The organism is Variovorax sp. Varisp41, from assembly GCF_047325085.1.
Classification (GTDB): Bacteria; Pseudomonadota; Gammaproteobacteria; order Burkholderiales; family Burkholderiaceae_C; genus Variovorax.
Genome location: NZ_CP168540.1, coordinates 5,591,559 through 5,604,935 on the forward strand (window position 1 = coordinate 5,591,559; position 13,377 = coordinate 5,604,935).

The following is a 13,377-nucleotide window of genomic DNA, read 5'->3' on the forward strand; positions in this document are numbered from 1 at the left end:
CCCGTGTTTTTCCCTTCCTTTTTCTTCATCAGACCATGACAGCTTTCACCCGTAGCGGCGGCCGCGCCGCCGACCAGTTGCGCCCCGTGCGCATCACGCGCGGCTTCACCATCCACGCCGAGGGCTCGGTGCTGATCGAGTTCGGCCAGACCCGCGTGCTGTGCACCGCCTCGGTCGAGGAGAAGGTGCCGCCGCACAAGAAGGGCAGCGGCGAAGGCTGGGTCACGGCCGAATACGGCATGCTGCCGCGCGCCACCCACACCCGCAGCAGCCGCGAGGCCGCCAAGGGCAAGCAGACCGGCCGCACGCAGGAGATCCAGCGCCTCATCGGCCGCTCGATGCGCGCCGTGTTCGACCTCGCCGCGCTCGGCGAACGCACCATCCACCTCGACTGCGACGTGCTGCAGGCCGATGGCGGCACCCGCACCGCCGCCATCACCGGCGCCTTCGTCGCCGCGCAGGATGCCGTCAGCAAGCTGATCGCCGCCGGCACGCTGGCCGCTTCGCCGATCAAGGGCCATGTGGCCGCCATCTCGGTGGGCATCGTCGGCGGCACGCCGCTGCTCGACCTCGAGTACACCGAGGACTCCGCCTGCGACACCGACATGAACGTCGTCATGACCGGCGCCGGCCACTTCGTCGAAGTGCAGGGCACGGCCGAGGGCGTTGCCTTCACGCGCGAGGAGATGAACCTGCTGCTGGGCCTGGCCGAGAAGGGCATCGGCGAACTCGTCGTCCTGCAGCAGCAGGCCCTGCAGTCGAACTAGCAGCCATGAACCGCGGCCCGCAGAAGGCCGCCGTCGTTATTCCTTTCCACGTATGAAACTCGTCCTGGCTTCCAACAACGCCGGCAAACTGGCCGAACTGCAGCAGCTCTTCGCCGAACTCGACGTCACGCTCGTGCGGCAGTCGGAGCTCGGCGTGAGCGAGGCCGAGGAGCCGTTCCGCACCTTCGTCGAGAACGCGCTGACCAAGGCGCGCCACGCCAGCGCCTCCACCGGCCTGCCCGCCATCGCCGACGACGCCGGCCTGTGCGTCGATGCCTTCGGCGGCCTGCCGGGCGTCGACACCGCCTACTACGCCACCCAGTTCGGCTATCCCAAGGGCGATGCCAACAACGTGAAGGCGCTGCTCGAGCAACTGGCCGGACAGGCCAATCGCCGCGCCGCGCTCGTCAGCACCCTGGTCGCGCTGCGCCGCCACGACGACCCCGAGCCGCTGATCGCGGTGGGCCGCGTGGCCGGCGAGATCGCGCCGGCGCCGGTCGGCGACAACGGCTTCGGCTTCGATCCCGTGATGTACCTGCCCGCCTTCGGCAAGACCTTCGCCCAGCTCACGCCCGAGGTGAAGAACGCCCACAGCCACCGCGGCCAGGCCGCGCGCGCCATGCTGGCGCTGATGCGCGAGCGATGGCTGTGAGCGCTCCCTCGTCCGTCGTTCCCATCCAGCCCGCGGCGCCGGCCGGCGCGCCGCATGCCAACGACGTGCTGCACTGGATGCGCCCCGGCCCGCTGCAGCTGACGGCGCTGCCGCCGCTCACGCTGTACATCCACCTGCCGTGGTGCCTGCGCAAGTGCCCGTACTGCGACTTCAATTCCCACGAGTGGCGCGCCACGAGCACCGCCGAGGCCGAAGGCATGCCCGAATCCGCGTACATCGACGCGCTCATTGCCGACCTCGATGCCGCGCTGCCGCTGATCTGGGGCCGTGGCGTGCAGGCCATCTTCATCGGCGGCGGCACCCCGAGCCTCTTCTCGCCCCAGGCCATCGACCGCCTGCTGGGCGACGTGCGCGCGCGCCTCAAGCTCGCGCCCGACTGCGAGATCACGCTCGAGGCCAACCCCGGCACCTTCGAGCGCGACCGCTTCCGCGCCTACCGCGCGGCCGGCGTCACCCGGCTGTCGCTGGGCGTGCAGAGCTTCAACGACGAGCACCTGAAGGCGCTGGGCCGCGTGCACGACCGCGCCCAGGCGATCGCCGCCGCCGAGGAGGCAGCCGCTTCGTTCGACACCTTCAACCTCGACCTCATGTACGCGCTGCCGGGCCAGTCGATCGAGCAGCTCGACGCCGACCTCACGCAGGCGCTCGCGCTCGCGCCGCCGCATCTGTCGGTCTACCACCTCACCATCGAGCCGAACACCTGGTTCGCCAAGTTCCCGCCGCAGCTGCCCGAGGACGACATCGCCTACGCCATGCTCGACCGCATCACCGAGCGCACCGGCGCCATCGGCATGTCGCGCTACGAGGTCTCGGCCTATGCGCGGCCCGGCCATACCTGCGCGCACAACCTCAACTACTGGCAGTTCGGCGATTACCTCGGCATCGGCGCCGGTGCCCACAGCAAGCTCAGCTTCGCCCACCGCATCGTGCGCCAGGTGCGCTTTCGCGAACCGCGCCTGTACATGGACAACGCCCGTGCCGGCACCGCCGTCGCGCAGAGCGACGAGGTCGCGCTGGCCGACCTGCCGTTCGAGTTCATGCTGAACGCCATGCGCCTGAAGGCCGGCTTCACGCTGATGCAGTTCGGCGAGCGCACCGGCCTGGCCTTCACCGCGATCCAGCGCGCTCTGGAGGAGGCCGAGCGCAAGGGCCTCGTCGAACGCGACCTGAGCCGCGTGTGGCCCACCGAACGCGGGCTCGATTTCCTCAGCGACCTGCAGACCCTGTTCCTGCCCGAGGACTGAGCACGGGGCGGGCTCGGCATAGAATCGCCGGCTCCGGAGAGTTGGGTGAGTGGTTTAAACCAGCAGTCTTGAAAACTGCCGACGGGCGACCGTCCGTGAGTTCGAATCTCACACTCTCCGCCAGGATCATCCAGGTCCGCTTTTTTGAAAGTCCCGCGCAGCCCATGCGACGGGACTTTTTTCGTTGGGACGCTGGTAGGCGCGACCGAGGCGCTGGCTCGCGGCGTCGGGCGTAGCCACAGCCACTTGTAAGCCCGCCTTCTTACACACGAACGTTCGCATCGCCGCGCACCCGCGCAAGCTCGTCGAATCAGGCAAGAAAACGCGCGAAACGCGCAATCGATCCCACGAGCCGTTCCCAAAAATGGTGCTTCGCCTCGCCGGCGTCCTCGCGCGACAAGCCACCCCCGGGACCCAACAACATCCCTTCTCCTACTGCGAACCTCGGTGGCTCGCGCTATCAGAGTGTTCCCACGCGCACCCGACCCTCGAACGACAGGAGTCCCCCATGGAAAGCCCCACGACCTTGATCACCCGGCGCGACGCGCTCATCGCGACCGCCGCCACCGCCGCGGCAGTCTCGTCCCACCTTCCCGCCGCGGCCGCGCCGGCCGCAGCATCACCACCGCCCACGAACATGCCCTCCACCAGACTCTCGTTGCAGGTCAACGGCCAATCGCATGCGCTCGAACTCGACACGCGCACGACCCTGCTCGACGCACTGCGCGAACACCTGCACCTGACCGGCACCAAGAAGGGCTGCGACCACGGCCAGTGCGGCGCCTGCACCGTGCTGCTCGACGGACGCCGCATCAATTCCTGCCTCACGCTCGCGGTCATGCACGAGGGCGCGCAGGTCACGACCATCGAGGGACTGGGCACGCCGCAGGCCATGCATCCGCTGCAGGCGGCCTTCGTCAAGCACGACGGCTACCAGTGCGGCTACTGCACGCCGGGCCAGATCTGTTCGGCGGTCGGCGTCATCGACGAGGTGCGCCGCGGCGTGCCCAGCCACGTGAGCGCCGATCTCACGGCGCGGCCGCTGTTGTCGGCCGACGAACTGCGCGAGCGCATGAGCGGCAACATCTGTCGATGCGGCGCCTACTCGAACATCGTCGATGCCATCACCGAGGTGGCCGGGAGCCGCGCATGAAGCCCTTCACCTACGAACGCGCGCAGACGCCCGCGCAGGCCGCGGCGGCCGTGGCCGGCCATCCCGGCGCCAAGTTCATCGCGGGCGGCACCAACCTGCTCGACCTGATGAAGCTGCAGATCGAGGCGCCGGTGCACCTGGTCGACGTGAACACATTGAAGCTCGACCGCATCGAGGCGACCACCGACGGCGGCCTGCGCATCGGCGCGCTGGTGCGCAACACCGACCTGGCGGCCGACGAGCGCGTGCGCCGCGACTACGGCGTGCTGTCGCGCGCACTGCTGGCCGGCGCCTCGGGCCAGCTGCGCAACAAGGCGACCACGGCCGGCAACCTGCTGCAGCGCACGCGCTGCCCCTACTTCTACGACACCGACCAGCCCTGCAACAAGCGCCGTCCCGGCAGCGGCTGCAGCGCCATCGGCGGCGTGACGCGGCAACTCGCGGTGATCGGCGCCAGCCAGGCCTGCATCGCGACCCATCCGAGCGACATGGCGGTGGCGATGCGCGTGCTCGACGCGGCCGTCGAGACCGTGAAGCCCGACGGGCGCACGCGCGTGATCCCGATCGCCGACTTCCACCGGCTGCCCGGCGACACGCCGCACATCGAGACCGCGCTCGAGCGCGACGAGCTGATCACCGGCGTCACGCTGCCGCGGCCCGTGGGCGGCACGCAGATCTACCGCAAGGTGCGCGACCGCGCCTCCTATGCCTTCGCACTGGTGTCGGTGGCGGCCATCGTGCAGCGCGATGGCACCGGGCGCGTGGCGCTCGGCGGCGTGGCGCACAAGCCGTGGCGCATCGAGGCCGCAGAGGCCGCGATGCCGCAGGGCGCGCGCGCGGTGAGCGCACGCCTCATGGCCGATGCGCAGCCGACCCACGAGAACGCATTCAAGTTGCCATTGGCCGAACGCGCGCTCGCGGCGGCCCTGGTGCAGGCGAGGAGCTGAACATCATGAAATTCGACACCCCCGCGACCACCAACGCGATCGACCAGCTCAAGGTCATCGGCCGGCCCACCGACCGCATCGACGGCCCGGTCAAGACCACCGGCAGCGCGCGCTATGCCTACGAGCGCCATGCCGAAGTGCCGGGCGCGGCCTACGGCTACGTGATCGGCGCCGGCATCGCCAAGGGTCGCATCGCCTCGATGGACCTGCGCGCCGCGCAGGCCGCGCCCGGCGTGCTGGCGATCGTCACCGCGCGCAATGCCGGCAAGCTCGCCAAGGGCGACTTCAACACCGCCAAGCTGCTGGCCGGCCCCGAGATCGACCACTACCACCAGGCGGTGGCGGTGGTCGTGGCTCAGAGCTTCGAGCAGGCGCGCGCCGCGGCGCAGCTGGTGCGCATCGAGTACACGCGCGCGGCCGGCCGCTTCGACCTCGCGGCCGAGATGGCGTCGGCGAAGCCGCCCAAGGCCAGTGCCTTCTCGGGCGAGCCGGACACCAGGGTCGGCGATTTCGCGGGCGCCTTCGCCGCGGCGCCGGTGCAGCTCGACGCGACCTACAGCACGCCCGACGAGTCGCACGCGATGATGGAACCGCATGCCTCCATCGCGCAGTGGCAGGGCGACCGGCTCACGATCTGGACCGCCAACCAGATGATCGCCTGGGGCGTCGGCGACGTCGCCAAGACACTGGGCATCCCGAAGGAGAACGTGCGCCTGGTCTCGCCCTTCATCGGCGGCGGCTTCGGCGGCAAGCTGTTCGTGCGCGCCGATGCGCTGCTCGCCGCGCTGGGCGCGCGCGCCGCGCGCCGACCCGTGAAGGTGGCGCTGACGCGGCCGCTGATGATCAACAACACCACGCACCGGCCCGCGACCGTGCAGCGCATCCGCATCGGCGCCGCGCGCGACGGCCGCATCACGGCCATCGCGCACGAGGGCTGGTCGGGCGACCTCGAGGGCGGGCAGCCCGAGACGGCGGTCAACCAGACCCGGCTGCTGTATGCCGGCGCGAACCGGCTCACGGCCACGCGGCTCGCGGTGCTCGACCTGCCCGAGGGCAACGCGATGCGCGCGCCCGGCGAGGCGCCGGGCCTGATGGCGCTCGAGGTCGCGATGGACGAGATGGCCGAGAAGCTCGGAATCGATCCGATCGCGTTCCGCGTGCTCAACGACACCCAGGTCGATCCCGAGAAGCCCGAGCGCCCGTACTCGCAGCGCAGCCTCATCGAATGCCTGCGCACCGGCGCCGAGCGCTTCGGCTGGAACCGGCGCAACGCGGCGCCGGGGCAACAGCGCGACGGCCGCTGGCTCGTGGGCATGGGCGTGGCCGCGGCCTTCCGCAACAACCTGCTCACGAAGTCGGCCGCGCTCGTGCGGCTCGACAACCGCGGCGTGGTCACGGTGGAAACCGACATGACCGACATCGGCACCGGCTCGTACACCATCATTGCGCAGACCGCCGCCGAGACCATGGGGCTGCCGCTCGACAAGGTGCAGGTGCGGCTCGGCGATTCGGCCTATCCGGCCTCGGCCGGCTCGGGCGGGCAGTGGGGCGCGAACAACTCGACCTCGGGCGTGTTCGCGGCCTGCATGAAGCTGCGCGAGGCGGTGGCGGGCAAGCTGGGCTTCGCGGTCGCCGATGCGAGCTTTGCCGACGGCATGGTGCGCGCCGGCGAGCGCGCGGTGCCGCTGGCCGAGGCCGCGGGCACCGAAGGCCTTTCGGCCGAGGACGGCATCGAGTACGGCGACCTCGACAAGAAGTACCAGCAGTCGACCTTCGGCGCGCACTTCGTCGAGGTCGGCGTCGATGCCGTCACCGGCGAGATCCGCGTGCGGCGCATGCTCGCGGTCTGCGCAGCAGGCCGCATCCTCAACCCCAAGGCCGCGCGCAGCCAGGTGATCGGCGCGATGACCATGGGCGTGGGCGGCGCGCTGATGGAGGAACTGGCGGTCGACAAGCGGCATGGCTTCTTCGTCAACCACGACCTCGCGGGCTACGAGGTGCCGGTGCATGCCGACATCCCGCACCAGGACGTGGTCTTCCTCGACGAGACCGACCCGATCTCCTCGCCGATGAAGGCCAAGGGCGTGGGCGAGCTCGGCATGTGTGGCGTCGCGGCCGCGGTCGCCAACGCGGTCTACAACGCGACCGGCATCCGCGTGCGCAGCTATCCGATCACGCTCGACAAGCTGCTCGATCGACTGCCGCCGGTGGCGTGAGCGGCCTCAACGCGGCTGCTGCTGCGTGGTGCAGTGGATGCCGCCGCCGCCCGCGGCGATCGCATCGATGTCGAGCTGCACCACCTCGCGCTTCGGGAACAGCTCGCGCAGCAGTGCGCGGGCGTTGCCGTCGGCGCGCGCATCGCCGAACTGCGGCGCGATGACGGCGCCGTTGCAGACGTAGAAGTTGATGTAGCCGGCCGCGAACTCGTCGCTGTCGTAGGCGTCGCGCACCGAATCCGGCCCCGCGAGCACTTCCACGCGCAGGCGCTGGCCGCGCGCGTCGGTGGCCTGCCGCAGGATCTCGAGGTGGCGCCGGGTCACGGCGTGATCGTAGGAATCGGGGTCGTTCTCCAGGCCCGCCACCACGATGCCCGGTGCCGCGAAGCGCGCATAGAAGTCGGTGTGGCCATCGGTGATGTCGCGGCCCGCGATGCCGGGCAGCCAGATGATCTTGCGCAGGCCCAGCAGGCGCCGCAGTTCGGCCTCGCAGTCCTCCTTGCGCCAGCCGGGATTGCGGTTGGCGTTGAGCACGCAGCTCTCGGTGATCAGCGCCGTGCCCGCGCCGTCGACCTCGATGCCGCCGCCCTCGAGCACCAGCTCCGTGGCCAGCGGCCGTGCCTTGGCTGCACCGCTCACATAGCCCGCCACCTCGGCATCGTCGGCATGTGCCTGCTTGCCGCCCCAGCCGTTGAAGTTGAAGTCGACGCCGCCCCATTCGCCCGCCGCATTGCGCACGAACACCGGCCCGGTGTCGCGCATCCAGAGGTCGTCCACCGGCTGCACCTCGAGCTGCACGCGGTTGCCGCACAGGCGCGCGGCCAGGTCGTGCTCGCGTTCGCGCACCAGCAGGTGCACGGGTTCGAACTCGGCGATGGTGCGCGCGATGCGGGCCAGGTGCTGGCGCACCGGCGTCAGCAGGCGCCGGCCCCAGATCGCCTCGCTCGGGCCGAAGGACATCCAGGTGGCGCGGTGCGGCGCGGCTTCGTCGGGCATCAGCCAGCTGTCGGGCGTGGCGGCGGGCGAGGCGGCGATGCAGCCCAGCGGCGCGAGGCCGAGGGCGCTGGTCAGGCGGCGGCGGGTCATCGAGAAATGCATGTCGGTCTCCTGGCGAAAGCGTTCGGGGTCACGCCGGCTCCTGCTGCGTGGTGCAGTGGATGCCGCCGCCGCCCGCGGCGATGGCATCGATGTCGAGCTGCACGACCTGGTGGCTCGGCAGTTCCGCGGACAGCGCCGCGCGGGCCGCTGCGTCGGCCACCGCATCGCCGAACTCGGGCAGGAACACGGCCTTGTCGGTCAGCAGGAAATTCACGTAGCCGGCCGCGAACTCCTTGCGTGCGTAGGTGGGGCGCACCCGGCCCGGCGTGGCCAGCGTGACGATGCGCAGGGCGCGTCCGCGCGCATCGGTCGCCGTGCGCAGCAGTTCCAGGTGGCGCCGGGTCACGGCATGGTCGAAGGACTCGGGGTCGTTGTCCAGTGCCGCCACCACCACGCCCGGCTTGAGGAAGCGTGCATAGAAGTCGGTATGGCCGTCGGTGATGTCGCGGCCCGCGATGCCGGGCAGCCAGATGATCTTCGTGAGTCCCAGCAGGCGCTGAAGCTCTTTCTCGGCCGCGGCCTTGGTCACGCCCGGGTTGCGGTTCTCGTTGAGCACGCAGCTCTCGGTGACGATGGCCGTGCCTTCCCCGTCGACCTCGATGCCGCCGCCTTCGAGCACCAGGCGGCTGCGCAGCAGCGGCACGCCCGCGAGTTCGGCCATGCGCGCCGCCACCGTGGCGTCGCGCGCATGCGGCTGCTTGCGGCCCCAGCCGTTGAAGTTGAAGTTCACGGCGGCCCGCTCGCCGCGGGCGTTGCGCACGAACACGCAACCGGTGTCGCGCGCCCAGAGGTCATCGATCGGGTGTTCGATCAACTGCACGTTGGAGCCGCAGAGCTGGCGTGCCGTGGCCGCATCCTCGGCGTTCACGAGCATCTTCACCGGCTCGTAGACGCTGATCGCATTGGCGATGCGCGCCAGCGCGCGCTGCACCGGCTGGCGCAGTTCGGCGCTCCAGATCGATTCGCGCGCGGCGAAAGCCATCCAGACGGCGCGATGGGCACCGCCCTCGTCGGGCATGCGCCAGACGCTGGCGGGTGCAGGGGAAGGCGCGGGCGCGGGAGCGGGCGCCGGCGGCGGAAAGGGGAGCGAGGGGCCGCCGGCGCTGCCGCCGCCACCACCGCAGGCGCTCAGCAGTCCATGGAAGAGGCCCAGGCCACCGAGGCCCAGGAGCGTTCGTCGAGTCGTCATAAGAATCAGGGTTTCTACGGAGTCCCGGATTCTGTAGACGCTCACTCATCCGCACAATTGATCTTTTCTGGCCATATCAATCGATCTGGCTCATGAAATGACCGTCTTCACGCGCGAAGCCCCACAGGCTGTCGAACACCTCGCGCACCAGCGGCAGGCGCGACGGGCCTTCCGTGCGGGAGATCCAGAGGGTGCCGAGCGGCAGGCTCGGCGAGGCCGCCAGGTGGCGCAAGCGGCCGCTGCGCAGCGCATCGTCGGCCGAGAGCCGCGACACCAGCGCGAGGCCGCGGCCGCGCAGTGCGGCGTCGAGCAGCAGGCGCGGGTCGTCGTAGATCGCAGCCTTGCGCAACTGGCCGAAGTGCTCGCGGATGAAGGGGCCGATGCGGTCGCTCGTGAGGTCGGCCTCGAGGCACAGCAGGCCGGGCGCGGCATCCGTGTCGGCGTCGGGCAGGCCGACCGCCACCAGCTCGTCGCTCAGCAGCGGCACCTCGAACACGCCCGGCTGCTGCAGCGGCTCGCGTGTGATCGCGATGTCCACGTCGAGCTCGTCGATGAAGCGGGCGCTCTCGTCGACCGAGACGATCGGGCACAGGTCGGGATGCGCCTGCAGCAGCCGGTCGATGCGCGGCTGCAGCCAGCCGTGCGCGACGGGCGCGGGGCAGACCAGCGTGACGAGGCGGTCGTCCATGTAGGTCTCGATGCGGTGCAGGCCGTGGCGGATCTGCTCGAGCGACTTGCCCACGCTGTCGAGCAGCAGGCCGCCGGCCACGGTCAGCTCCACGCCGCGTCCCTTGCGCCGGAACAGCGGCTGGCCGACCTGCTGCTCGAGCTGCGCGATCTGGTGGCTGATGGCCGATTGCGAGACGTGCAGCTCCTCGGCCCCGCGCGAGTAGTTGCCCAGGCGCGCGGCCGCTTCGAAGCCGATCAGGAATTTGAAGGAGGGCAGTCTGGCGTTGGACATGGGAACCCGGTCGATGGATCGGCACACAAGATAGCGCCTTTCATCGACGGGGTTCAGTGCGCGGCGTCGGCGTCCTCTTCGTGACCACCGCCATACAGCTGCGCCAGCACCTCCACCGGGTGGCGCAGGCGCCGCGCCCGCAGCCGCTCGACCTGGCTGCGGCACGAATAACCCGTGGCGAGAAATTCCGCCGGCGCGGGCTCGGCCGCCAGCAGCGGCGCCCACGACTGCGAGAAGATTCGCTGCGAGGTCTGCAGGTTGCGCTGCTCGTGGCCGTAGGTGCCCGACATGCCGCAGCAGCCGCTGGCCTGCGCCTCGAGCCGCAGGCCGGCGCGCGCGAACACCCGGGGCCACAGCGCGGCGGCCGCGGGCGCGTTGGTCTTCTCGGTGCAATGCGCGAGCAGACGGAAGTCGCCCGGCGCGGCGCGCGGCGGCGCTTCGGCGGGCAGCGCATCGAGCAGCCATTCCTGCGGCAGCAGCACCGAAGGCAGGCGCGCCATCCGCGGCAGCTTGGCGTACTCCTGGCGGTAGACCAGCGTCATCGCGGGATCGAGGCCGACCAGCGGCACGCCGCATTGCGCCAGCGCATCGAGCATGTCGGCGTTGCGGCGCGCCGCGCGGTCGAAGGCGCGCAGGAAGCCCTGCACCTGCAGCGGCTTGCCGTTGGGCCGGAAGGGCGCGAGCCACACGGTGCAGCCCAGTCGCGCGGCCAGCGCGATGAAGGCCGCGAACACGGGCGTCTCGAAGTAGCGCGTGAAGGCGTCCTGCACCAGCACCACCGAACGCGCGCGCTCGTCGGCACTCAGCCGCGCCAGCGCCGAGGGCGTGGCGTGGCGCACGTTCCAGCGCCGCAGGGTGGCGCCGAAATCGAAGCGGCTCAAGAGCGGCGCATCGACCATGCCGGCATGCCGCGCGAGCAGGCCGCGCACCGCAGGCAGGGCCATCAGGCCGTTGTAGAGCGCCGGCATGCGCGCGAGGCCGGGCATGCTGTATTCGAGCGAGCCGATGAAGTAGTCCTTGAGCGGGCGCAGGTAGCGCGCGTGGTAGAGCTCGAGAAAGCGCGCACGGAACTCCGGCACGTCGACCTTCACCGGGCATTGCCCCGCGCAGGACTTGCAGGCCAGGCAGCCGGCCATCGCCTCGTAGACCTCGTGCGAGAAATCGTCGGCGGCCTTCGCGCTCCGCCGGCCGTTGCGCCAGCGCTCGGGCAGCCCGGCCAGGAACGAGGGCTGCCGCGCCGCGGCCTGCAGCACGTCGACGCCGGCCTCGCCCTGCAGCCGCAGCCATTCGCGCAGCAGCGAGGCGCGCCCCTTGGGCGAATGGCGGCGCTCGCGCGTGGCCTTCCACGAGGGGCACATGGCGTCGTCGGGGTCGAAGTCGTAGCAGGCGCCGTTGCCGTTGCAATGCAGGCCGCCGGCGTAGCTCTGCCACACGCGTTCGTCGATGCGGCGGTCGGCGTCGGCGCGCATCGGCACCTCGTCGATGCGCAGCAGCGCCGCATCGACGCCCGCGGGCGTCGCGATCTTGCCGGGGTTGAGCTGGTTGTGCGGATCGAAGGCGGCCTTGAGTTCCCGCAGCGACGCATACAGCGGGCCGAAGAAGGCCGGCGCGTATTCGGAGCGCACGCCCTTGCCATGCTCGCCCCAGAGCAGGCCGCCGTACTTTTGCGTGAGCCGCGCGACCGCGTCGGAGAGCGGGCGGATCAGCGCGGCCTGGGCCGGGTCCTTGAGGTCGAGCGCGGGCCGCACATGCAGCACGCCGGCGTCCACATGACCGAACATGCCGTACGAGAGGCCGTGGCCGTCGAGCAGCGCGCGGAACTCGGCGATGTAGTCGGCGAGCCGCTCGGGCGGCACGGCGGTGTCTTCCACGAAGGGCTGCGGCCGCGCCTCGCCCTGCACATTGCCCAGCAGGCCCACCGCGCGCTTGCGCATCGCATAGACCCGGGTCACGGCGGCATGGCCGGCCGCGATGGTGTGGCCCAGGCGCGCCGCGCCGGCATCGCGCGCGAGGTGCGCGACGAAGGCCGCGACGCGGGTCTCGAGCGCCTCCTGCGAATCGCCGCTGAACTCGACCATGTTGATGCCGCGCGTGGGCGCGCTGTCTCCGCTCGAGGGGAAGTACTCGGCCACGCCCTGCCACACGATGTCCTCCATCGCGAGCATCAGCACGCGCGAGTCCACGGTCTCGATCGACAGCGGCGCATGCGCCATCAGCGCCTGGGCGTCGCGCAGCGCATCCATGAAGCTCGCATAGCGCACGTTGACCAGCATCGTGTGGCGCGGAATCGGCAGCAGGTTGAGCTCGGCCTCGACGATGAAGCCCAGCGAGCCTTCGGAGCCGCAGAGCACGCTGTTGAGGTTGAAGCGCCCGTCGCGCTCGCGCAGGTGCGCGAGGTCGTAGCCGGTGAGGCAGCGGTTGAGCCTGGGAAAGCGTTGCTCGATCAGCGCGGCATCGCGCTCGGCGATCCGGTGCGCGCAGCGCCAGGCATCGCCTACGCGGCCCGGGCGTGCCAGCTGGGCCTGGAGTTCGTCGGGTCCGGCGGGACGGCTCGTGAAGCGCTCGCCGCCCGGCAGCACGACCTCGAGCGCGAGCACGTGGTCGCGCGTCTTGCCGTAGCTGCAGCTGCCCTGGCCGCTCGCGTCGGTGCTGACCATGCCGCCGATGGTGGCGCGGTTCGAGGTCGACAGCTCGGGCGCGAAGAACAGGCCGTGCGGCGCGAGCGCCGCGTTGAGCTGGTCCTTGACCACGCCGGCCTGCACGCGCGCCACGCGCCGCACCGGATCGATCCAGACGATGCCGTTCAGGTGCCGCGACAGGTCGACCGCGATGCCGTCGGTCAGCGACTGCCCGTTGGTGCCGGTGCCGCCGCCGCGCGGCGCGAGCACCACGCGCCGATGCTCGTCGCGGTCCATCAGTCTCGCGAGCCGCACCACGTCGTCGGCATGCTTCGGAAACACCACGGCCTGCGGCAGCCGCTGGTAGATCGAGTTGTCGGTCGCGAGCACCGTGCGGTCGGCATGACGCTGGCTGATCTCGCCCTCGAAGCCTGCGGCGGCCAGCGCCGCGAGAAACTGCCGATAGTGCTGCGCCAGCGTGACCGGGGGTGGAACGTGGGCGATCATGGCT

Annotated in this window: 10 protein-coding genes and 1 tRNA gene; 7 read left to right on the top strand and 4 right to left on the bottom strand. The window is 70.8% G+C overall.

Features of this window, described 5'->3' with window-relative positions; translation table 11 throughout:
* The first annotated feature begins 35 nt into the window (after positions 1 to 35).
* The 7 genes from rph to paoC all read left to right on the top strand — a co-directional run bounded on the left by rph (position 36) and on the right by paoC (position 7,000).
* Entirely contained in the window at positions 36 to 767 is a 732-nt protein-coding gene (rph, locus tag ACEN9J_RS25915; RefSeq protein WP_413762428.1) for a ribonuclease PH, read from the top strand.
* 52 nt (positions 768 to 819) lie between these two features.
* Entirely contained in the window at positions 820 to 1,419 is a 600-nt protein-coding gene (rdgB, locus tag ACEN9J_RS25920) for an RdgB/HAM1 family non-canonical purine NTP pyrophosphatase (RefSeq protein WP_057595164.1), read from the top strand.
* Positions 1,410 to 2,684, top strand: coding sequence for a radical SAM family heme chaperone HemW (hemW, locus tag ACEN9J_RS25925; RefSeq protein ID WP_413762429.1), 1,275 nt, complete (start codon positions 1,410 to 1,412; stop codon positions 2,682 to 2,684). The genes rdgB and hemW overlap by 10 nt, the downstream gene beginning before the upstream one ends.
* Positions 2,685 to 2,719: 35 nt before the next feature.
* Positions 2,720 to 2,807, top strand: a tRNA-Ser gene (locus tag ACEN9J_RS25930).
* Between the two features lie 385 nt (positions 2,808 to 3,192).
* Positions 3,193 to 3,837 carry an aldehyde dehydrogenase iron-sulfur subunit PaoA gene (paoA, locus tag ACEN9J_RS25935; RefSeq protein WP_413762430.1) on the top strand — a complete coding sequence of 215 codons (645 nt, stop codon included), beginning with the start codon at positions 3,193 to 3,195 and terminating at the stop codon, positions 3,835 to 3,837.
* A complete protein-coding gene (locus ACEN9J_RS25940) occupies positions 3,834 to 4,784 on the top strand; it encodes an FAD binding domain-containing protein (protein ID WP_413762431.1) in 951 nt (316 codons plus the stop codon). Before paoA ends, ACEN9J_RS25940 begins: the two co-directional genes overlap by 4 nt.
* A 5-nt stretch (positions 4,785 to 4,789) precedes the next feature.
* Positions 4,790 to 7,000 carry an aldehyde oxidoreductase molybdenum-binding subunit PaoC gene (paoC, locus tag ACEN9J_RS25945; protein ID WP_413762432.1) on the top strand — a complete coding sequence of 737 codons (2,211 nt, stop codon included), beginning with the start codon at positions 4,790 to 4,792 and terminating at the stop codon, positions 6,998 to 7,000.
* 6 nt (positions 7,001 to 7,006) lie between these two features.
* Here the strand turns inward: paoC and ACEN9J_RS25950 are convergent, their stop codons facing one another.
* The 4 genes from ACEN9J_RS25950 to ACEN9J_RS25965 all read right to left on the bottom strand — a co-directional run bounded on the left by ACEN9J_RS25950 (position 7,007) and on the right by ACEN9J_RS25965 (position 13,373).
* Complete coding sequence (locus tag ACEN9J_RS25950) at positions 7,007 to 8,098, bottom strand: agmatine deiminase family protein (RefSeq protein ID WP_413762433.1); 1,092 nt, start codon at positions 8,096 to 8,098, stop codon at positions 7,007 to 7,009.
* A 28-nt stretch (positions 8,099 to 8,126) separates the two neighbouring features.
* Positions 8,127 to 9,287 (bottom strand): agmatine deiminase family protein, encoded by a 1,161-nt coding sequence (locus tag ACEN9J_RS25955; RefSeq protein WP_314733667.1) that lies wholly within the window; start codon positions 9,285 to 9,287, stop codon positions 8,127 to 8,129.
* A gap of 76 nt (positions 9,288 to 9,363) precedes the next feature.
* Positions 9,364 to 10,248, bottom strand: a complete 885-nt coding sequence (locus ACEN9J_RS25960; protein ID WP_413762434.1) for a LysR family transcriptional regulator — start codon at positions 10,246 to 10,248, stop codon at positions 9,364 to 9,366.
* 53 nt (positions 10,249 to 10,301) lie between these two features.
* Positions 10,302 to 13,373: an FAD-binding and (Fe-S)-binding domain-containing protein gene (locus ACEN9J_RS25965; RefSeq protein WP_413762435.1), complete on the bottom strand. Its 3,072-nt coding sequence runs from the start codon at positions 13,371 to 13,373 to the stop codon at positions 10,302 to 10,304.
* Between the last annotated feature and the right edge of the window lie 4 nt (positions 13,374 to 13,377).